Source organism: Geodermatophilus sp. SYSU D00815 (assembly GCF_054050035.1).
This window is the reverse complement of the sequence record NZ_JBJGYO010000017.1, coordinates 42039-62715: the sequence shown is the minus strand read 5'-3', so window position 1 is coordinate 62715 and position 20677 is coordinate 42039. Positions and strand designations below refer to the sequence as shown.

The following is a 20677-nucleotide window of genomic DNA, read 5'->3' as shown; positions in this document are numbered from 1 at the left end:
TCCGCGGCGCGGGGCGCCGGCCACTCGAGATCCGGATTTCCCGGGATCCGTTGCCCGAACGAGACCTTGCCCCGGCGCCGTCCCGGGCCCCGCGCCGCGCCGGGTCAGGCCCGCCCCTCGGTGGCCCGGCGGAGGTCGGCGAGGTCGGCCTTGGGCACGCGGTCCGCGGTCAGCAGGCCGTTGACCTCCTGGTAGGTGTCGGTGAGCTGGGTCCAGCAGGCGCCGGCCAGCGCGGTGGAGGCGTGCACCGCCGCCCACTGGCCGCGGTAGCGCTCCAGCAGGTCCTCCGCCGACCGGGCCTCGGCGTACCCCCAGGCGCGGTCGTCGTCGCCGGAGCGCAGCGCGACGCCGCCGAACTCCGACAGGACGACGGCGCGCCCGCTCGGGCCGGCCCGGTCGAGGTCGGCCAGGCGGCCGTCGGCGCGGCGGGCGGCGACGGTCCGCGCCACGTCGTCGGCGGTGCCGTAGCGCCGGGCGAGGACCTCCGGGTCCTGGGTGTAGTCGTGGACGCCCAGGATGGCGCCGTCCCGGGTCTCCCAGCCGTCGTCGGCCGAGACCGGGCGGGTGCCGTCCAGCGCGTCGGCGGTGGCGGTCAGCGCCCGCACCAGCGCCCGCTGCCGGGGATCGACCTCGGCCTCCTGCACGCCCCAGCCCTCGTTGACCGGCACCCACGCCACCACGCTGGGGTGGCCGCGGTGCGCGGCCACGACGTCGGGCCACTCCCGGAGCAGCCGGGCCGTGGCCAGCGGTCCGGGCCGGTGCGCCGACGGCATCTCCGCCCACACCAGCAGGCCCATGCGGTCGGCGAGGGCGAGGTAGCGCGGGTCCTCGGTCTTCTGGTGCTTGCGGGCGCCGGTGAAGCCGAGCGCGCGGGTGAGCTCCAGGTCGCGGCGGAGGGCGGCGACGTCGGGCGGGGTGGCGCCCGTGTCGGGCCAGTAGCCCTGGTCGAGGACCAGCCGCAGCGGCACGGGCCGGCCGTTGAGCAGGAACCGCCCGTCCTCCACGCCCACCGAGCGCAGCGCGGTGTAGCTCGCCACCTCGTCGAGCACCGTGCCGTCGGCGTCGACCAGGGCCAGCTCCGCGTCGATCAGCGTCGGCGCGTCCGGCTCCCACACCAGGCGCTCGCGGTCGTCGAACCCGCCGTCGCCCACCTGCAGCGTGCGCTCGGCGACGAGCCCGTCGACCCGCAGGTCGTCGTCGGCCAGCAGCCGGTCGCCCGCGCGCAGCCGCAGGTGCAGCCGGGCGCCCGGCACCGGGGCCGAGAGCTCCACGCGGACGTCGATGCGCAGGGTGCGGGGATCGCCGCGCCACTGCACGTCGGCGATCCGCCGCGGGCCGACGTGCTCGAGCCACGGCGTGCGCCAGATGCCCGTGGTGCGGGGATACCAGATCCCGTGCGGCTCGTCGCGCCACTCCTGCTTGCCGCGGGGGGCCTCGAGGTCCAGCGGGTCGTCGTCGGCGCGGACGACGACGTCGGCGCCGTCGCCGAGGTGGTCGGTGACGTCGACGGCGAACGGCGTGTAGCCGCCCTCGTGCCGGGCGACGTGCGCGCCGCCGACCCAGACGTCGCACACCCGGTCGACCGCGCCGAAGTGCAGGACGGTCCGCCGGTCGCCGCCCGGCGCCGGCAGCGGCCGCCCGTACCAGACGCGGTGCAGCGGGCCGCTCCGGTCGACGCCGCTCGCCGGCGTCTCCGGGGCGTAGGGGACGCGGATCCGCGCGTCGAAGGCGACGGCGCCGGGCGTCGCCTTGAGGTCGGGGTCGGCGGCGAAGTCCCACTCGCCGTCGAGGGAGGTCCAGGGCCGGCGCAGCAGCGGGCGGGGGTGCTCGGTCGGGTCGGGGGAAGACACCCCGACAGTCCTACCGCAGGCTCATCCGACGGTCACATCGGTGGACGGCGGCCAACCGGGGTCGCTCAGCGGGGCCGGACGACGGCCACGAGGTGCCCGGCGCCGCTCGCCGCGTTGCGGACGGCGGCGTCCCAGCCACCGCCGGCCTCCGCCGTCGACAGCGTGACCGTCGAGGGCAGGTACAGCGGCTTCTGGAAGCCGACGTCCACGGTGAGCGCGTCGGGCAGCCGGCCGGCCAGCGCGCCGAGCACCCGGGCGTGCACCCACATGCCGTGCGCGATCGCCCGCTTGAAGCCGAACGCCTTGGCGGTCAGGCCGGACAGGTGGACGGGGTTCACGTCGCCGGAGACCTTGGCGTAGCGGCGCCCGGCGTCGTCGGGCACCCGCCAGGTGGCCACCGGCCGGGTGTCGCCGATCGCCACGGTCGCCTCCGACGCCGGCGCGCCCTCCGGCGCCGTCGCGCCGCGCGCCAGGTACGTGGAGCGGCCGCGCCACACCTCCGCGCCCTCCACGGACGCGCTCGCGCAGAGGTCCACGGTGGCGCCCTTGGCGTGCCGGGCGTACCGCTCGGCCCACACCTCGAGGTCGAGCGCCTCGTCGGCCCCGATCGCCCGCAGCACCTCGATCCGGTTGCGCACGTGCACCAGCCCGGGCAGGGCCAGCGGGAACGACCGGTCGCTCATCAGCGCGACCTGCAGCGGGAACGCCAGCACGTGCGGGTAGGTGGCCGGCAGGACGTCGGCGAGCGGGAGGCCGCACACCCGGTCGTAGGCGGCGAGCCCGGCCGGGTCGACGCGGACGCCGGTGCGGGCCACCCGCGTCCCCGGCAGCGCGCCGCCCCGGCCGCGCGCGGTCAGCGCGGCGCGGGCGAACAGCTTCGGCAGCGCGGGCGGCGAGTTCAGCACGGTGCGGGCGTCCACGCTCAGGCCCCCAGCACCGACTGGCCGCAGACCCGCACGACCTGGCCGTTGACCCCGGCGCTGGCCGGCTGCGCCAGCCAGGCGATCGTCTCGGCGACGTCGACCGGCAGGCCGCCCTGCTGCATCGAGTTCAGCCGCGCGCCGACCTCGCGGGTGCCGAAGGGCATCCTCGCCGTCATCTCGGTGACGATGAAGCCCGGCGCCACGGCGTTGATCGTGGCCCCGCGCTCGGCGAACGCCGGCGCCCACGCGCGCACCATGCCGATGACGCCGGCCTTGGAGGCGGCGTAGTTGGTCTGGCCGCGGTTGCCGGCGATGCCGGACTGCGAGCTGACGCAGACCACCCGGGCGCCGGGGTTGAGGACCTCGGCGTCGAGCAGCGCCTGGGTCATGTCCAGCTGCGCCTGCAGGTTCACCGCCATGACCGCGTTCCAGCGGTCGGCGTCCATGTTGACCAGCAGCTTGTCGCGGGTGATGCCGGCGTTGTGCACCACGACGTCCACCCCGCCGTGCCGCTCGCGCAGGTGCGCGATCAGCCGCTGGGCCGCGTCGGGCGCGGTGATGTCGAGCTGGACCGCCGTCCCGCCGATCTCGTTGGCGACCTCGGCCAGCGACTGGCCGGCCGCCGGGACGTCGACGGCGACGACGTGCGCGCCGTCGCGGGCCATGACCGCCGCGATCGCGGCGCCGATGCCCCGGGCCGCGCCGGTGACGACGGCGACCATGCCGGCCAGCGGCCGCTGCTCGTCCTGGTCGGGGATCTCGGCGGCCGCCACCGTGACCGGCTGGCCGTCGACGTAGGCCGACCGGCCGGAGAGGAAGAACCGCAGCGGGGCGGCCAGCGATGCCTCGGCGCCGGCCGGCACGTGCACCAGGTTGGCCGTGGACCCGTCGCGCAGCTCCTTGCCGATCGAGCGGACCAGCCCGTCGAGGGCCTGCCGGGCCGCGGCCTCGGGCACGCTCGCCGCCTCGGCCGGCGGGTCCCCCAGCACGACCACGCGCCCGCTCGGCCGCAGCCGCTTGACCGCCGGGGCGAGGAAGGCGTGCGCGGCGGCGAGGTCGGCCGGCCCGGTGAGCCCGGTGGCGTCGAGGACGACCGCGGCGAGCTCCCCGCCGTCGTCGTCCGTGCTCACCCCGGCCTTCTCGAGCAGGGTGGTCACGGTGTCGCGCAGCCGGCCCTCCCCCGCCGAGCCGACGACCGCGGGGCCGGGCAGCAGCGGCTGGCCGGGCTCGTAGCGGCGCAGCACCGCCGGGCGGGGCAGCCCCAGCCGCTTGGTGATCGCCGTCCCGGCGCCGGAGTTGGCGAAGTCGCGGTACCAGTCACTCACTGCAGTTCCTTCCGCAGGTGCTTCCTGCACCGAAAGCCCGGCCGCGCCTCGGGCTTCCGGTACGGAGAGCTCGGGGGGTCAGGACTCGAGGATCGCGACGACGCCCTGGCCGCCGGCCGCGCAGATGGAGATCAGCCCGCGCTTGCCGGGGCCCGCCTCGTGCAGCGTCTTCGCCAGGCCGGCCACGATGCGGCCGCCGGTCGCGGCGAACGGGTGCCCCGCGGCCAGCGAGGAGCCGTTGACGTTGAGCTTCGACCGGTCGATCGCGCCGAGCGGGGCGTCGAGGCCCAGCCTGCCCTTGCAGAACTCCGGGTCCTCCCACGCCTTGAGCGTGGCCAGGACGGTCGAGGCGAACGCCTCGTGGATCTCGTAGTAGTCGAAGTCCTGCAGGGTGAGCCCGTTGCGGGCGAGCAGCACCGGCAGCGCGTAGACCGGCGCCATGAGCAGGCCCTCGCCGCCGTGCACGTGGTCGACGGCGGCGGTCTGGGCGTCGACCAGGTGGGCCAGCACGGGCAGCCCGTGCGCCCCGGCCCACTCGTCGGAGGCCAGCAGGACGACGGAGGCGCCGTCGGACAGCGGGGTCGAGTTGCCCGCGGTCATCGTGGCCTCGGCGCCCTCGGGCAGCGCCTTGCCGAAGACCGGCCGGAGCGTCGCCAGCTTCTCGACCGAGGAGTCGGGCCGCAGGTTCTGGTCGCGGGTCAGCCCCAGGTACGGGGTGACCAGGTCGTCGAAGAAGCCGCGGTCGTAGGCGGCCGCGAGGTTCTGGTGGGAGCGCACGGCGAGCTCGTCCTGCTCCTCGCGGCCGATCTCCCACTCGTGCGCGGTGAGCTGCGCGTGCTCCCCCATCGCCAGACCGGTGCGCGGCTCGGCGTTGCGCGGGACCTCGGGCGCGAGCATGCCCGGGCGCAGGCCGGCCAGCGCCTTCAGCCGCTGCTGCACGGTCTTCGCGCCGTTGAGCGAGAGGAGCACCCGCCGCAGGTCGTCGTTGACGGCGAGCGGGGCGTCGGAGGTGGTGTCGACGCCGCCGGCGATGCCGGACTCGATCTGCCCCAGGGCGATCTTGTTGGCCACGAGGACCGCGGCCTCCAGGCCGGTGCCGCAGGCCTGCTGGACGTCGTAGGCGGGGGTGCTCGCCGCGAGGCGGGAGCCGAGGACGCTCTCGCGGGTCAGGTTGAAGTCCCGCGCGTGCTTGAGGACGGCGCCGGCGACGACCTCGCCCACCGGCTGCCCCTGCAGGCCGAAGCGCGCGACCAGCCCGTCGAGCGTCGCGGTCAGCATGTCCTGGTTCGAGGCCTGCGCGTACGCGGAGTTCGAGCGGGCGAACGGGATGCGGTTCCCGCCGACGATCGCTGCCTTGCGGGTGGGGCCTGCCATCGGGACCTCCGGGATGTCCGCCACCGAAATGGCCATTGTGGTGGATCCTTTGTTCGGTACCAACGGTATCAGGTACCGTTCTTCACATGAAACCGGAGGCGGTGGGACCTGCGTCGCAGGACGAGGCCGCCCGTTCTCGCGACCGCCGCGACTCGAGGTGGGACGAGCACCGCGCCGAACGACGCCGGCAGCTGGTCGACGCCACCCTCGCGGCGGTCGGCAGGCACGGCGCCGGCGTGGGCATGGAGGAGATCGCGGCCGAGGCCGGCACGAGCAAGACGGTCGTCTACCGGCACTTCGCCGACCGGGCCGAGCTGCACGTCGCCGTCTGCAACCGGGTGGCCTCCCAGCTGCTGCCCAGGCTGCGCGAGGCCTTCGAGAGCAGCACCGAGCCCCGGCAGATGCTGGCCGCGGCGATCGAGACGTACCTGGCGTTCCTCGAGGCCGATCCCGAGGTGTACCGCTTCGTCGTCCACCCGCCCCACCTCGACCGGCCCACCGGCCCGGACCCGGTCGCGACGCTGTCCGACCTCGTCGGCGACCAGGCCGCCGCGGCGGTGACCGTCGCCCTCCAGCATGCCGGGCGCGACCCGGCGGCCGCCGCGCCCTGGGGCCACGGCGTCGTCGGGCTGGTCCGCTCGGCCGCCGACTGGTGGCTCCGGGCCGAGCGCCCGATGCCCCGCGGCGCCCTCGCCGCCCACCTCACCGATCTCGCGTGGTCGGGCCTCTCGGCCATCGGCGCCGACCCCCAGGAGGAATCGTGACGACGTCCCTTCCCACGACCGTGGACCCCGAGGCGATCCGGGAGGTCCTCGACGGGCGCTGGGGGCACGTGCGCCGCGACGCCCGCGAGCACCTGGGCGACCCCGAGTTCGCGCCGGTCCACGGCGAGACGATGCAGGAGGCCCGCGCGCGGGTCACCCGGCTGGCGAGGAAGCTGGCCGCCACCGGCCGCGTCGGGCTCGGCTTCCCCGAGGAGTACGGGGGCCAGGACGACGCCGGCGGCTCGGTGGCCGCCATCGAGATGCTGGCGTTCGGCGACCTGTCGCTGATGGTCAAGGCCGGGGTCCAGTGGGGCCTGTTCGGCGGTGCCGTCCAGCTGCTGGGCACGCAGCGGCACCACGAGGCCTACCTGGCCGACATCATGAGCTTCGACCTGCCCGGCTGCTTCGCGATGACCGAGACCGGGCACGGCTCCGACGTCCAGCAGCTGCGCACCACCTGCACCTACGACCCCGAGACGCAGACCTTCGACCTGCACACCCCGCACGAGGCCGCGCGCAAGGACTACATCGGCAACGCGGCCCGGGACGGCCGGTTGGCCGTCGTCTTCGCCCAGCTGATCACCGGTGGGCGCAACCACGGCGTGCACGCCTGGCTGGTGCCCATCCGCGACGCCGACGGCAATCCGTGCGACGGCGTCACGATCGGCGACGACGGCCCGAAGGCCGGCCTGCTCGGCGTCGACAACGGCCGGCTGACCTTCGACCACGTGCGCGTCCCCCGCGACATGCTGCTCGACCGGTACGGGCAGGTGGCCGAGGACGGCACCTACACCTCGAGCATCGAGAACGAGACCCGCCGCTTCTTCACCATGCTGGGCACGCTGGTGCGCGGCCGGGTGAGCGTCGGCGGCTCGGCCGGCTCGGCGACGAAGCTGGCGCTCGACATCGCCGTCCGCTACGGCGACGTGCGCCGGCAGTTCGCCGCCCCCGGCCGGGACCGCGAGATCGTGGTCAACGACTACCTCGTGCACCAGCGCAAGCTGCTGCCGGCGCTGGCCACCTCCTACGCGCTGCACTTCGCGCAGGAGGAGCTGGTCAGCACGATGCACGACGTGCAGGCCGCGGACGTGGTCGACGAGAAGGCGCAGCGCGAGCTGGAGTCGCGGGCGGCCGGGCTCAAGGTGGCCAACACCTGGCACGCCACCCGCACCATCCAGACGTGCCGCGAGGCCTGCGGCGGCGCCGGCTACCTCGCCGAGAACCGGCTGCCCGCGCTCAAGGCCGACACCGACGTCTTCACCACCTTCGAGGGCGACAACACCGTCCTGCTGCAGCTGGTGGCCAAGGGCCTGCTCACCGGGTACCGCGACGCGTTCGGCTCCCTCGACGGCTGGGGCCGGGTCGGCTTCGTCGCCGACGTGGTGCGCGAGACCGTCCTCGAGCGGACGGCGGCCCGCAACCTCGTCGCGCGGCTGGTCGACGCGGTGCCGGGCCGGGACGACGACGTCCCGCTGCTCGACCGCGGCTGGCAGCTGAAAATGTTCGAGTTCCGCGAGAAGCACACCCTCGAGGGCGCGATCAAGCGGCTGCGGAAGAACGCGGCCACCGAGGGCATGGAACCGTTCGACGTGTTCAACGACGTCCAGGACCACGTCCTGCGGACGGCGCAGACCCACATCGACCGGATCGTGCTCGAGGCGTTCGTCGCCGGCGTCGACCGCACCGCCGACCCCGACGCCCGGCGGCTGCTCGACTCGCTCTGCGACCTGTACGCGCTGTGGACCATCGAGCAGGACAAGGGCTGGTTCCTCGAGCACGGCCGGCTGACCCCCACCCGCGCCAAGGCGCTCACCGCGACGGTGAACGCCCTGCTCAAGGAGCTGCGCCCGCACATGGTGACGCTGGTCGACGCGTTCGCCATCCCGGCCGCGTGGAAGGCCGCGCGCATCCTCGAGGAGGAGGGCGACCGGCAGGAGGCGATGGCCCGCGAGGACGCCACCGTCCGCGGCACCGCCACCGCCCTCGAGGTGCCGCCGGCCCGGTAGCCGCGGTGCTCACGGCCCGGAGGAGGCCGCACCCGGCCCCCTGACGGCCCCGGTACGGGCGCCCTCGACAATGTGCGGACGTGGAGCTCATCGCCGCCGTCGACGCGCTGCGGGTGCCGCTCGCCGTCGACCTCGTCGCGATCGTGATCGGCGCGCTCACCGGAGGACTGCTCGCCGCCCGCGAGGGTTTCGCGGTCTCCGGCGTGCTGCTGCTCGCGATCAGCGGGGGGCTCGGCGGCGGGCTGATCCGCGACGTGCTGCTGGCCGAGGGGCCGCCGATCGCGCTGACCAACGAGGCCTACCTGCCCACGGTGGCGATCACCGCGATGGTGACGTTCTTCTTCTCCGGCTGGCTGTCGCGGCTCACCGGCCTGCTCGTCGTCCTCGACGCGGTCACGCTCGGCTTCTTCACCGTGGTCGGCGCCCAGCGGGCGGAGCTGGCCGGGCTGCCGGTGGCCTCCGTGGTCTTCATCGGCACGATCACCGCGGTCGGCGGCGCGGTCATCCGCGACATGCTGCTGGCCCAGCGGGCCGACATCGTGCAGCCGGGCCCGTACAACGCCGTCGCCGCGCTGATCGGGGCGGCGCTGCTCAGCGTGCTCTCGGGGCCGCTCGACCTCGACCCGCTGCCGGTCGCCGCGACGGTGATCGCGGTCGTCGCCCTGCTGCGGGTGCTGTCGGTGTGGCGCGGCTGGGAGGCGCCGGTGGCGGTCGACCTGCCCGCGCGGGCCCGCACCCGGATGGCCGTCCGCAAGCGCCGGCGGGGGTGAGGGTCAGTCGTCCTCGGGGTGCAGGCGGACGGCGAGCAGGGCGACGTCGTCCTCGGTGTCGGGGAGGAACAGCCGGGTGAGCACCCGGTCGCACAGCTCGGCCAGCGGCAGCCCCGCGCACTCGCGCAGCACCTCGACCAGCTCCGCCGTCCCGGCGTCGATGTCGCGGTCGCGCCGCTCCACCAGGCCGTCGGTGTAGAGCAGGACGGTCGCGCCGCGCTCGATCTCGGCGACGTGGTCGCAGCGCTCGGTGTCGGGGGCGACGCCCAGCAGCAGGTCGAACGTCCCCCCGTCGAGCACGGTGACGGCGCCGTCGGCGTCCAGCACGATCGGCGGCAGGTGCCCGGCGTTGGACCAGCGCAGCCGGGTCCGCCCGCCGTCGTCCTTCTCCAGCCGGGCGACCAGGCAGGTCGCCATCGTGTCCAGCGCCAGGCCGTGGACGGCGCGGTCGAGCTCGGTGAGCACCCGCGCCGGCGCCGCGCCGCTGGAGTAGCTGATGCCGCGCAGCAGGCCCCGGACCTGCCCCATCGACGCGGCCGCGCGGCTGTCGTGCCCGACGACGTCGCCGATCGCCAGCACGGTGGCGCCGTCGGTCTGCAGGAAGGCGTCGTACCAGTCGCCGCCGATCTCGGCCCCGGTGGCCGCCGCGGCCGGCACGTAGCGGACGACGATCTCGCTGTGGTCGGGCTCCGGCGGCGCCGTGAGCATGCTGCGCTGCAGGGTCTCGGCCAGGGCGCGCTGCTGCACGAACAGGCGGGCGTGCTGCAGGGCCAGCCCGGCCCGGCGGCCCACCTCGACGGCGGTGTCCACCTCCGCCTGGGTGTGCGGGCCCCGGTCGGCGCCGTTGAGCAGACCGAGCGCGCCGAGGACCTGCCCGCGCGCGGCGAGCGGCACGACGGCGGTGGAGACCGCGCCCAGCCGGGCGAACAGCTCGCGCAGCGCCGGGTCGGGGAGGACCCGCTCCAGGTGGTCGCGCCCGATCTCGGGGATCACGACCGGGCGGCCGGTCCGCGACACGCGGTGCGGGGTGGCCTCCTCGGTCGCGCCCCCGAGCATCGCGCGCACGTACTCGTCCACCTCGCCGCGCCGGGCGGGGTCGCGGTGGCCGGTGGACATCTCGGTCAGCCGCCCCTGCTCGTCGGTGACCACCAGCCAGCACCAGTCGCCCAGGGCAGGGACGACGAGCGAGGTCAGCTGGTCGATCTGGGCGGAGATGTCGAGGGTGTCGGACAGCACCTCGCCGACGTCGGCCAGCAGCTGCAGGTGGCGGTTGGCCTCGGACATCGCCGCCACCGCGGCGTCGCGCTGGATGGCGGCCTGCAGCCGCGAGACCGACAGGGCGATCTGCGCGGTGAGCGCCTCGAGCACGTCCCAGTCATCACCGGCGAACGGGTGCTCGGTCTCCCACACCACGAGGAAGCTGCCGAGGACCCGCCCCTCCACCCGCAGCGGCAGCCCGGCCACCGCCTGCACCCCGAGCAGGCTGGTGATCTCGGCCATCTTGGGGAAGCGGGCGCGCGCCTCCTCGCCGGTGGCCAGGAAGATGCGGCGGCCGTGGCGGGCGACGTACTGCGTGGGCAGCGAGTCGTCCAGGTCGATCTCGACGCCCTCGGGCGGCAGCTCGATGTCGGCGCCGCTGCGCACGGCGTCGACCAGCCAGTTCGTCACGTGCAGCCGCAGCGGCCCACCGCCGGGGTCGAACACGGCCAGCGCGCTGGACTGGGCGCCGAGCACCTTCGCGCCGCGCTGGGCGATGCCCGCCAGGTCCTCCACGCGGGTGGCGTGCGCCAGCTCCGCGGCGACCTCGGCGATCGCGGCCGCGCGCTGCACCGCCGACAGCCGCCGCTCGGACTCCTCGCGGGCGTCGGTGACGTCGACGACCGTGCCGAGGACGCGCACCGCCTCGCCGCTGGGGTCGACGACGACGCGGGCCCGCGAGACGGTCCAGCGGATCGCGCCGTCCGCCCGCAGCACCCGGCACTCCGCGACGAACTCGCCGCGCTCGGCCAGGGCCGTCGCCATGGCCTCGTGCACGGTGGCGTGGTCGTCGGGGTGGATGTGCGCCATCAGCCGGTCCAGCGAGTCCAGCTGCACCGACCCCTCGAGGCCGAAGATGGCGGCGGCACGCTCGTCCCAGAACACCGTGTCGGAGCGCAGGTCGCGCTCCCAGATGCCGACCGAGCCCGCCTCCAGGGCGACGTCGAGCCGGGCCGAGGACGCGCCCACGGCCGACCGCGCGGCCGAGAGCTCGAGCTCGGCGACGACGGAGGCGGACAGCTGCTCGAGCAGGCGGGCGGCGTCCTCGCTCCACGAGCGCGGCGTGGAGTCGTAGACGGCCAGGACTCCGACGACGTGCCCGGACGCGGCGACCAGCGGCGCGCCGAGGTAGGCCTGGACCTGCCCGGAGGTGACCGCGGGGAGGCCGGCCACGCGCTCGTCCTCCTGCGCCGCGGGGACGTTCAGCGGCTCGCCGCGGCGGACGACGATGGCCGAGAGGGCACCGGTCAGCAGCGCCGGGCCGCCGATGACGCCGGCCGGCAGGCCGTGGCCGCCGATGACGGTGTCCTGGTCGGTGAACAGGGTCACCTTGGCGTGGCCGGCACCGACCAGGCGGGCGGCGAGGGCGGAGAGCCGGTCGAAGGCGGCCGGGCCGGGCACCTCGACGAGCAGGCGGCGCGCGCTGGCGATGCGGTGGGGGTCGCGGAGGACGTCGACCGACGCGGGGGACGGCAGTGCCGGCACGCACCTCTCCCCTCGGGCTCCGACGTCCGGCGGGCGCACTGCTGGACCCGGGGACCGCACCATGCTGTCACGTCGGCGGTGCGGAGCGGGATCGTCCCTCGTCGTGAGGGCGCGCCGCGCTCACCCGGAGGGGTGAACCGCGGCGCCGGGGACGTACACGTCCGGGGCGCCGGGGCCGATGCCCGAGCCATGCCCGGGACCCTCGCCCTGCCGGACTGCCGGCCGCTGCTGGCCTCCCCGGACGACCTGACGCTGGCCTTCCAGCCGATCGTCGACCTGGCCGCCGCCACCGTCGCCGGCTACGAGGCGCTGGCCCGCTTCCCGGGCACCGCCGGCCCCGACGTGTGGTTCGCCGCCGCCGCGGAGGCCGGGCTGGCCGCCGAGCTCGAGGCGCTGTCGGTCCACAAGGCGCTGGCCGCCGTCCCCGGGCTGCCCGACAACGCGTTCCTGACCGTCAACGTGAGCCCGCACCTGCTGGGCACCGCGCCGGTGCAGGAGGCCCTCGCCACCCGCCCCGACCTGGCCCGCGTGGTCGTCGAGCTCACCGAGCACACGCCGGTCGCCGACCGGGAGGCGCTGCTGCGGCAGACCGCCGAGCTGCGCGACCGCGGCGCGCTCATCGCCCTGGACGACGCCGGGTCCGGCTACTCCGGCCTGCAGCAGATGGCCGCGCTGCGCCCGCAGCTGGTCAAGCTCGACCGGGCCCTGGTCACCGACGCCGACACCGACCCGGTGCGCGCCGCGCTGGCCGAGATGGTCGGCGAGTTCGCCGGCCGGATCGACGCCTGGCTGCTCGCCGAGGGCATCGAGACCGCCGGCGAGCTGGCCGCGTTCGTGCGCCTGGGCGTCCCGCTGGGCCAGGGCTGGGTGCTCGGCCGCCCCAGCAGCCGGTTCGAGCCGCTGGCGCCCGAGGTGGTCCGGCTGCTCAAGGCGCAGGCGGCCCGCGTCCGGCTCACCGAGAGCGTGGCCAGCCTGATGCGACCCGTGCGCCAGGCGGCGGTCGCCGACGGCGCGGACGCCCCGCCGCCCGCCGTCCTCGTGGGTTCCTACGGCGAGCCGCTGCACCTGGTGCTGCGCGACCCGCGCACGGCGGAGACCTACGTGGCGCCGGTGTCGCTGCGGGTGCACCCGTCGGCCGACGTCGCCGAGACCCTGCAGCGCGCGCTCACCCGGGCGCCGGCGCAGCGCTTCGACCCCGTGCTCGTCACCGATCCGACCGGCGCCGTCCTGGGCCTGGTCCGGCTCGAGGACCTCGCCTCCGCCCGGCACGCGAGGTAGCACCCGGCCCCCGGGTGCCGGACCGGGCGCCCGGCCGTGCACCACCCCCGACAAGGAGTCCCCGTGAAGACCTTCGCCTGCGGCGACGTCATCCCCGGCTGCAGCGCCCGGTTCTCGGCCGCCGACGAGGCGGGCATCCTCAGCCAGGTGGCCGGCCACGCGGCGCACGACCACGGCGTCACCGACGTGACCCCGGAGCTGGTGCAGGCCGTCCGGGACCGCATCACCGGCTTCTGAAGCGCCGTTGCGGAGGATCCGTGCGGGTCAGCCGCACGGACCCACCCCGCGTCAGGCGGAGGCGTCGGTGAGGAGCTGCCGCTCGTCGTCGGCGAGCCGCAGGTCCTGCATCGGCAGCAGGTCGGCCAGCTGGTCGACGCTGCGCGCGCTGGCCAGCGGCGCGACCACGGTCGGCTGGTCGGCCAGCCACCGCAGCGCCACCGCCGCCACCGGCACGCCGTAGGAGTCGGCGACCCGGGCCAGGGCGGCCAGCACGCGGTCGCCCCTCTCCCCGACGTACTCGGCGGCCTTCGCCGCCCGCGGCGAGTCCACCCGCTCGCCGGCGCGGTACTTGCCGGTCAGGAACCCGCGCGCCAGGCCGAAGTACGGGAACGTGCCCAGCCCGTGCGCCTCGACGACGTCGCGCAGCTCCCCCTCGAACCGGTCGCGCTCCACCAGGTTGTAGTGCGTCTGCAGGCCCACGTACCGGGTGAGCCCGGCCTTCTCCGAGATCTCCAGCGCCTCGCCCAGCCGCGCCGCCGAGTAGTTCGACGCCGCCACGTGGCGCACCTTCCCGCTGGTCACCAGCTCGTCGAAGGCGGTCAGCGTCTCCTCGAGCGGCGTCGTCTCGTCGTCGTAGTGCGCGTAGTAGAGGTCGATCCGGTCGGTCCGCAGGTTGCGCAGCGACTGCTCGGCCGCCGTCCGGATCTCGACCGCCGACAGCGGGTGCTCCTTCTCCATCGGCGAGGCCTTGGTGGCGACGACGAAGCGGTCGCGGACGCCGCGCTCGGCCAGCCACGCCCCCAGCAGCTGCTCGGAGCGGCCGGAGCCGTACATCTCGGCGGTGTCGACGAACGGGCTCGCCGTGGACGGCGTCGCGTCGAGGTAGCGGTCGAGGACGGCGAACGTGCTGGGCTCGTCGGCCGTCCAGCCGAAGACGTTGCCGCCCAGGCACAGGTCGCTGACGGTCAGATCGGTCCCGGGGATCCGTGGCACGCCTCCACGCTAGACGAAGGACCCTCCTGCCCCCCGTCGCTCGCAGGCTCGCGACGGGCCCCTGCAGGAGGGCCGGCGGCTGTGGCGGCAGGGACCGCGTGCCGCCCGCACTGGCGGGACCCCGGCCTGTTCTGGCAGCGTGCCCCCCGGTTCCGGGCTCCTGCCGAGGTCCGGGCCGCCTCCGGGCGGTCCACGGGTCCGCGCAGACCCCCCGGGAACCCCCCCCGTGGCGCGCAAGCGTCGAGGGGCTGGAGCCGGCCGCGAGCGCCGAGCCCAGGCACGTGCCACCACACCGAGAGGAAACCTGTGAACAAGAGCGAACTGGTGTCCGCCATCGCCAAGCGCGCCGACGTCCCCGCCGCGACCGTGACCTCGGTCATCGACGGCCTCCAGGAGGAGCTGGTCGAGGCCATCACGCGCGGCGAGAAGGTCGCGGTCTCCGGCCTGCTGACCGTCGAGCGCACCCAGCGGTCCGCCCGGACCGGCCGCAACCCGCAGACCGGCGAGACCATCGACATCCCGGCCGCGAACACGGTCAAGGTCACCGCGGGCTCGAACCTGAAGAAGGCCGCCAGCAACGTCCCGGTCTGATCCCGGACGGCACGGCGCCTGCTCCCTGCGCCAGGATGCGGGGGCAGGCGCCGGTGCCCGACCGCATTCCCCCGGAGGAGACGTGACGGAACTCGAGGTGGACGCCGACCCCGCCGAGGTGGGTTTCGACCCGGCCCGGCTCGGCCGGCTCGACCGCCGGCTGGCCCGCTGGGTCGACGAGGGCCGCATGCCCGGCTACCTGGTCACCGTCTCCCGCCACGGCCGGCTGGTGCACGTCGGCACGGGCGGGCGGCGGGACGTCGAGGCGGGGCTGCCGGTGGAGACCGGCACCCGCTGGCGGATCTTCTCCATGACCAAGCCGGTCACCTCGGTCGCGGCGATGATGCTGTACGAGGAGGGCGCGTTCGAGCTGAACGACCCGATCGCGAGGTGGCTGCCCGAGTTCGCCCAGCCGCGCGTCTACGTGGCCGGCTCCGCGCAGAAGCCGGTGACCCAGCCGGCGCTGGAGCCGATCCGGGTGCGGCACCTGCTCACGCACACCTCCGGGCTCACCTACGGCTTCCACCACGCCCACCCGTGCGACGCGATGTACCGCGCGGCCGGGCACGAGTGGGGCACCCCGCCGGGCGCCGACTCCGCCGAGGTCTGCCGGCAGTGGGCGGCGATCCCGCTGGTCTTCCAGCCCGGCAGCGAGTGGAACTACGGCGTCTCCACCGACGTCCTCGGCCGGCTGGTCGAGGTGGTCTCCGGGCAGCCGCTCGACGAGTTCTTCGAGGAGCGGATCTTCGCGCCGCTGGGCATGCGGGACACCTCGTTCGGGCTGCGCGACGGCGACGACCCGGACTCGCTGGCCCGCCTCTACGCCGCCGTCCCCCGGGACGGCACGACGGGCTTCGCACCGCTGGACGCCATGGGGGCCGCCGCGCACTCGAAGCCGGCGTTCCTCTCCGGCGGCGGGGGCCTGGTCTCCACCGCCGGTGACTACCTGCGCTTCCTGGAGCTGCTGCGCCGCGGCGGCGACCACGACGGCGGGCGGCTGCTGGGCCCGCGCACGATCGCGCACATGGTGCGCAACCACCTGCCCGGCGGCCAGGACCTGGAGACCTTCGGCCGGCCGCTGTTCGCCGAGACGCCGCTGCGCGGGGTGGGCTTCGGGCTGGGCTTCTCGATGGTGATCGACCCGGTCCGCTACGGCGTGGTGGCCAGCGTCGGCGACTACAGCTGGGGCGGGGCGGCGTCCACCGCGTTCTACGTCGACCCGGTCGAGGACGTCGTCGTCAGCTTCTACACGCAGCTGCTGCCCTCGAGCACCCTGCCGATCCGCAACCACCTGCGCCAGCTGGTCAACCAGGCCCTCGTGGACTGAGAGGACCCGTCCTCCCCGCGCCCCGGACGGGGCCGGGAGTACAGCAGCGGAAGAGGGATCCACTTGCTGCGCATCGGCCCGCTCGACGTGCCCGACGGCGCGTTCGTCGTCATGGCGATCGTCAACCGCACGCCCGACTCGTTCTACGACCGCGGCGCCACCTACGAGCTGCGGGCCGCCGTCGAGCGGGTGCACCGGGTGGTCGCCGAGGGCGCCGACATGGTGGACGTCGGCGGCGTGAAGGCCGCGCCCGGCGAGGAGGTGGACGCGGCCGAGGAGATCCGCCGCACCGTCGACCTCGTCGCCGCGATCCGCGACGCCCACCCGGCGCTGCCGATCTCGATCGACACGTGGCGGGCCGAGGTCGCCCGGGAGGCGCTGGCCGCCGGCGCCGACGTCGTCAACGACGCCTGGGGCGGGGTGGACCCGGAGCTGGCCGGGGTGGCCGCCGAGGCCGGGGCCGGGCTGGTGTGCACGCACGCCGGCGGCCTGCCCCCGCGCACCCGGCCGCACCGGATCGCCTACGACGACGTCGTCGCCGACATCGTGGCCCGGACGACGGCGCTGGCCGAGGCGGCCGTGGCCGCCGGCGTCGACCGCGAGCGGGTCCTGGTCGACCCCGGCCACGACTTCGGCAAGAACACCCGCCACTCGCTGGAGGCCACCCGCCGGCTGGGCGAGCTGGTGGCCACCGGCTGGCCGGTGCTCGTGGCGCTGTCGAACAAGGACTTCGTCGGCGAGACGCTCGACGTCCCGCTGGAGGAGCGGCTCACCGGCACGCTGGCCACCACCGCGGTCAGCGCCTGGCTCGGGGCGCGGGTCTTCCGGGCGCACGACGTGGCGCCGACCCGGCAGACCCTCGACATGGTCGCCTCCGTCCAGGGCACCCGCCCGCCCGCGCGCACCACCCGCGGCCTCGCCTGAGACCCCGCCTGCGCAGGATGGGGGCATGGCGGAGACCCCCACGCTCGAGCCCGGCGCCCGCACCCTGCACGGCTGGTTCGACCGCGACCTGCCGCCCGTGCTCACCGTCGACCCGGGGACGACGGTCCGCTTCGGCACCCTCGACTCCGGCTGGTTCCTCGAGCCGCACACCGGCGACGTCGCCACCCGCCGCCGCGCGCCCGAGCACACCGCGGACGCCGGCCACGCGCTGACCGGCCCGGTCGAGGTCCGCGGCGCCCGCCCGGGCAGCGTGCTCGCCGTCCGCATCGACGAGGTGGTCCCCGGCGCGTGGGGGACGACGTACGCGGGCCTCCGGCCGACGGCGTGGAACGTGCGGCTCGGCATCGACCAGCCCGCCGTCGTCCCGTGGGAGCTCGACGCGGCCGCCGGCACCGCGAGCAGCGCGCTGGGCACCGTGGCGCTGCGGCCGTTCCTCGGGGTCATGGGCATGCCGCCGGCCGAGCCGGGCAGGCACTCGACGATCCCGCCGTACTGGCACGGCGGGAACCTCGACTGCCGCGAGCTGGTCGCCGGCGCCACGCTCTACCTGCCCGTCCCGGTCGACGGCGCGCTGCTCAGCGTCGGCGACGGGCACGCCGCCCAGGGCGACGGCGAGGTGAGCGGGACGGCGATCGAGTGCCCGATCGAGCGCGCCGACCTCACCCTCGACGTCCTGCCCGACCTGTTCGGCCGGCCGCTGACCACCCCGGTCGCCGACACCCCCGCCGGCTGGGTCGCCATGGGCCTGGGCGACGACCTCGACGAGGCCGCGGCCGACGCGCTGGACGCGATGCTGGGCCTGCTCGGCGCCCTGCACGGGATCGGCCGGTCGGAGGCGATGGCGCTGGCCAGCGTCGCGGTCGACCTGCGGGTCACGCAGGTGGCCAACCAGGTCTTCGGCGTGCACGCCCTCCTCCCGCACGGGGCGGTGCGGGTCTAGCGTTCCGCCGTCCGTCGAGACCACGAGGAGGTGGCGGGATGTCCGGTCGGGTCGTGCACTTCGAGATCCCCTTCGACGACGGGGACCGTGCGCGCAGCTTCTACAAGGAGGCGTTCGGCTGGCAGGTGGTGGAGATGCCCGAGATGAACTACACGATCGTCTCGACCGGTCCCAGCGGTGAGCAGGGACCGACCGAGGCCGGGTTCGTCAACGGCGGGATGCTCTCCCGGCAGACGGCCGCGGCGAACGGGCCGGTGATCGTCGTCGACGTGGAGAGCATCGAGGTCGCGCTGGAGCGCATCGGTGAGCTGGGTGGGTCGACCGTCGTGGGGAAGACGCCGGTCGGCGACATGGGCTTCGCCGCCTACGTGACCGATCCCGAGGGCAACGTCGTCGGCCTCTGGGAGACCGCCGCCTGAGTAAGGGGCTTCCTGCACCGAGAGCCCCCGGGGCTTTCGGTGCAGGAAGCCCGGCTCAGTAGGTTGCCCCGCATGGCCGCCACCGGGTTCCACACCGTCGACGAGCTCAACGACCTGCTCCCCGGCACGCTGCCCGGGCTGCTGGGCCTGCGGATCACCGCCCACGAATCCGGGCGGCTGGAGGCGCGCCTCGACGTCCGCCCCGAGGTGCTCGCGCCCAACGGCTACCTGCACGCGGCCACCGTCGTCGGCCTGGCCGACACCGCCTGCGGCCTGGCCACCCGCGCGCTGCTGCCCGAGGGCGCCAGCGGCTTCACCACGATCGAGCTCAAGTGCAACTACCTCGGGACGGCGCGCGACGGCGGCATCGCCGTCGTGGCCACCAACGCGCACGCCGGGCGGACGACGCAGGTGTGGGATGCCGTCGTCCGCGCCGAGGAAAGCGGCCGGACCATCGCGCTGTTCCGCTGCACCCAGTCGGTGCTCTGGCCGAAGTGACCCCCGGGTAACCCCGGTCACGCGGGATGTGAGACTGGCGCCACAACTCTCGAGGAGGAGGAGACCCCGTGGCGCTGGCCAGCCCCTATCCCGACGTCGAGATCCCCGACGTGTCGGTACCCGAGTTCGTCCTGGCCGCGGGGCGCGAGCGTCCGGACGCCCCGGCGCTGATCGACGGCCTCAAGGGCGACACGATCACCCACGGCCAGCTCGCCGCCTACGTCGACCGGGTCGCCGCCGCGCTGCACGAGCGGGGCCTGCGCAAGGGCGACGTCGTGGCCGTCTTCTGCCCGAACACGCCCTGGTACCCGGTGGTCTTCCACGGCATCGCCGCCGCCGGCTGCGTGATGACGCCGATCAACTCGCTCTACACGCCCGAGGAGATCGCCTTCCAGCTGCGCGACTCCGGCGCCAGGATCGTCATCACCATCTCGCTGTTCATGGACCGCGTCGCCGCCGCGATCGAGAAGACGCCGGTCGACGAGGTCGTCGTCATGGACGGCATGGAGGGGCACGCCTCGCTGCTCGACCTGCTGGGCAGCCAGGCCCCGTCGGTGCAGGTCGACATCGACCCGGCGGACGACCTGGTCACCCTGCCCTACTCCAGCGGCACCACCGGCCTGCCCAAGGGCGTGATGCTCACCCACCGCAACCTGGTGGCCAACGTCGCGCAGTGCCGGCCGCTGATCCAGCTCGGCGAGGACGAGCGGATCATCGCCGTCCTGCCGTTCTTCCACATCTACGGGCTGACCGTGCTGATGAACCAGGGCCTGGCCTGGGGCGGCGCGGTGGTCACCCTGCCGCGGTTCGACCTCGAGGACTTCCTGCGCACCATCCAGGACCACAAGATCACCCGCGCGTTCGTGGCGCCGCCCATCCTGCTGGCGCTGGCCAAGCACCCGGTGGTCGACCAGTACGACCTGTCCTCGCTGCGCTCCATCACCTCGGGCGCCGCCCCGCTCGACGCCGAGCTGGCCCTGGCCGCCCAGAGCCGGCTGCGCAAGGGCGCCGACGACGGCGTCACCGTCGCGCAGGGGTACGGGATGACCGAGCTCTCGCCGGTCTCGCACACCACGCCCGACCCGGACGCCATGCCGGCGGGCATCGCCGAGGTGCCCAAGGGCTCGGTCGGCTTCGCCGTCCCGAACACCGAGTGCCGGCTGGTCGACGCCGCCACCGGCGAGGACGCCGCCCCCGGCGAGCGCGGCGAGCTGTGGGTCCGCGGCCCGCAGGTGATGAAGGGCTACCTGAACAACCCGTCGGCCACCGCCGAGACCGTCGACGCCGAGGGCTGGCTGCACACCGGCGACGTCGCCGTCGTCGACGACAACGGCTGCTACACGGTCGTCGACCGGGTCAAGGAGCTGATCAAGTACAAGGGCTACCAGGTGGCCCCGGCCGAGCTCGAGGCGGTGCTGCTCACCAGCCCCGACATCGCCGACGCCGCCGTGATCGGGGTCAAGGACGACGACACCGGCGAGGAGCTGCCCAAGGCGTTCATCGTGCGGGCGCCGGGGTCGCAGATCTCCGAGCAGGAGGTCATGGACTACGCCGGCGCGCGGCTGGCCCCGCACAAGAAGATCCGCGCGGTGGAGTTCATCGAGCAGGTCCCGAAGTCGGCGGCCGGCAAGATCCTGCGCAAGGACCTCAAGGCCCGCGCCTGAGCCACCCGAGCGGAGTGGGAGGGCGCGGAGAGCGCGTCCCTCCCACTCC

General features: G+C 75.1%; 18 protein-coding genes. 12 read left to right on the top strand and 6 right to left on the bottom strand.

The window, feature by feature from the left end; genetic code table 11:
• Positions 1 to 104: 104 nt before the first annotated feature.
• From ACI78S_RS17555 to ACI78S_RS17540, 4 genes are all read right to left on the bottom strand, one after another.
• Positions 105 to 1850 (bottom strand): glycoside hydrolase family 2 protein, encoded by a 1746-nt coding sequence (locus tag ACI78S_RS17555; protein ID WP_456975642.1) that lies wholly within the window; start codon positions 1848 to 1850, stop codon positions 105 to 107.
• A 65-nt stretch (positions 1851 to 1915) separates the two neighbouring features.
• A complete protein-coding gene (locus ACI78S_RS17550; protein WP_456975640.1) occupies positions 1916 to 2770 on the bottom strand; it encodes a MaoC family dehydratase in 855 nt (284 codons plus the stop codon).
• 2 nt (positions 2771 to 2772) lie between these two features.
• Positions 2773 to 4098, bottom strand: a complete 1326-nt coding sequence (locus tag ACI78S_RS17545) for a 3-oxoacyl-ACP reductase (protein ID WP_456975638.1) — start codon at positions 4096 to 4098, stop codon at positions 2773 to 2775.
• A 78-nt stretch (positions 4099 to 4176) separates the two neighbouring features.
• The gene (locus ACI78S_RS17540) at positions 4177 to 5472 is read right to left on the bottom strand and encodes an acetyl-CoA C-acetyltransferase (RefSeq protein ID WP_456975636.1); all 1296 of its coding nucleotides are present in this window, start codon (positions 5470 to 5472) and stop codon (positions 4177 to 4179) included.
• Positions 5473 to 5558: 86 nt separating this feature from the next.
• Here ACI78S_RS17540 and ACI78S_RS17535 point away from each other — a divergent pair, with 86 nt between their 5' ends.
• From ACI78S_RS17535 to ACI78S_RS17525, 3 genes are all read left to right on the top strand, one after another.
• Positions 5559 to 6236: a TetR family transcriptional regulator gene (locus ACI78S_RS17535; RefSeq protein ID WP_456975634.1), complete on the top strand. Its 678-nt coding sequence runs from the start codon at positions 5559 to 5561 to the stop codon at positions 6234 to 6236.
• A complete protein-coding gene (locus ACI78S_RS17530) occupies positions 6233 to 8242 on the top strand; it encodes an acyl-CoA dehydrogenase family protein (RefSeq protein ID WP_456975632.1) in 2010 nt (669 codons plus the stop codon). Before ACI78S_RS17535 ends, ACI78S_RS17530 begins: the two co-directional genes overlap by 4 nt.
• Positions 8243 to 8322: 80 nt before the next feature.
• Positions 8323 to 9012 carry a trimeric intracellular cation channel family protein gene (locus ACI78S_RS17525; RefSeq protein WP_456975630.1) on the top strand — a complete coding sequence of 230 codons (690 nt, stop codon included), beginning with the start codon at positions 8323 to 8325 and terminating at the stop codon, positions 9010 to 9012.
• Between the two features lie 3 nt (positions 9013 to 9015).
• Here ACI78S_RS17525 and ACI78S_RS17520 read toward each other — a convergent pair whose 3' ends face one another.
• The gene (locus tag ACI78S_RS17520) at positions 9016 to 11754 is read right to left on the bottom strand and encodes a SpoIIE family protein phosphatase (RefSeq protein ID WP_456975628.1); all 2739 of its coding nucleotides are present in this window, start codon (positions 11752 to 11754) and stop codon (positions 9016 to 9018) included.
• A gap of 189 nt (positions 11755 to 11943) precedes the next feature.
• Here ACI78S_RS17520 and ACI78S_RS17515 point away from each other — a divergent pair, with 189 nt between their 5' ends.
• On the top strand, positions 11944 to 13032 hold the full coding sequence (locus ACI78S_RS17515; protein WP_456975626.1) for an EAL domain-containing protein: 1089 nt from the start codon (positions 11944 to 11946) through the stop codon (positions 13030 to 13032).
• A gap of 63 nt (positions 13033 to 13095) precedes the next feature.
• A complete protein-coding gene (locus ACI78S_RS17510; RefSeq protein ID WP_456975624.1) occupies positions 13096 to 13269 on the top strand; it encodes a DUF1059 domain-containing protein in 174 nt (57 codons plus the stop codon).
• Positions 13270 to 13320: 51 nt separating this feature from the next.
• Here ACI78S_RS17510 and ACI78S_RS17505 read toward each other — a convergent pair whose 3' ends face one another.
• Positions 13321 to 14244 (bottom strand): aldo/keto reductase, encoded by a 924-nt coding sequence (locus ACI78S_RS17505; RefSeq protein ID WP_456975622.1) that lies wholly within the window; start codon positions 14242 to 14244, stop codon positions 13321 to 13323.
• Between the two features lie 306 nt (positions 14245 to 14550).
• Between ACI78S_RS17505 and ACI78S_RS17500 the strand changes: the two genes are divergently transcribed.
• The 7 genes from ACI78S_RS17500 (at position 14551) to ACI78S_RS17470 (ending at position 20628) form a co-directional block, all read left to right on the top strand.
• Complete coding sequence (locus tag ACI78S_RS17500; RefSeq protein ID WP_456975620.1) at positions 14551 to 14835, top strand: HU family DNA-binding protein; 285 nt, start codon at positions 14551 to 14553, stop codon at positions 14833 to 14835.
• Between the two features lie 82 nt (positions 14836 to 14917).
• Complete coding sequence (locus tag ACI78S_RS17495; protein WP_456975618.1) at positions 14918 to 16162, top strand: serine hydrolase domain-containing protein; 1245 nt, start codon at positions 14918 to 14920, stop codon at positions 16160 to 16162.
• Between the two features lie 63 nt (positions 16163 to 16225).
• The gene (gene folP, locus ACI78S_RS17490) at positions 16226 to 17086 is read left to right on the top strand and encodes a dihydropteroate synthase (protein ID WP_456975616.1); all 861 of its coding nucleotides are present in this window, start codon (positions 16226 to 16228) and stop codon (positions 17084 to 17086) included.
• Between the two features lie 25 nt (positions 17087 to 17111).
• Positions 17112 to 18047: an acetamidase/formamidase family protein gene (locus tag ACI78S_RS17485; RefSeq protein ID WP_456975614.1), complete on the top strand. Its 936-nt coding sequence runs from the start codon at positions 17112 to 17114 to the stop codon at positions 18045 to 18047.
• Between the two features lie 38 nt (positions 18048 to 18085).
• Positions 18086 to 18466 carry a VOC family protein gene (locus tag ACI78S_RS17480; protein ID WP_456975612.1) on the top strand — a complete coding sequence of 127 codons (381 nt, stop codon included), beginning with the start codon at positions 18086 to 18088 and terminating at the stop codon, positions 18464 to 18466.
• A gap of 72 nt (positions 18467 to 18538) precedes the next feature.
• Positions 18539 to 18964 (top strand): PaaI family thioesterase, encoded by a 426-nt coding sequence (locus tag ACI78S_RS17475; protein ID WP_456975610.1) that lies wholly within the window; start codon positions 18539 to 18541, stop codon positions 18962 to 18964.
• A 68-nt stretch (positions 18965 to 19032) separates the two neighbouring features.
• Positions 19033 to 20628, top strand: a complete 1596-nt coding sequence (locus ACI78S_RS17470) for a 4-coumarate--CoA ligase family protein (RefSeq protein WP_456975608.1) — start codon at positions 19033 to 19035, stop codon at positions 20626 to 20628.
• The last annotated feature ends 49 nt before the right edge of the window (positions 20629 to 20677 follow it).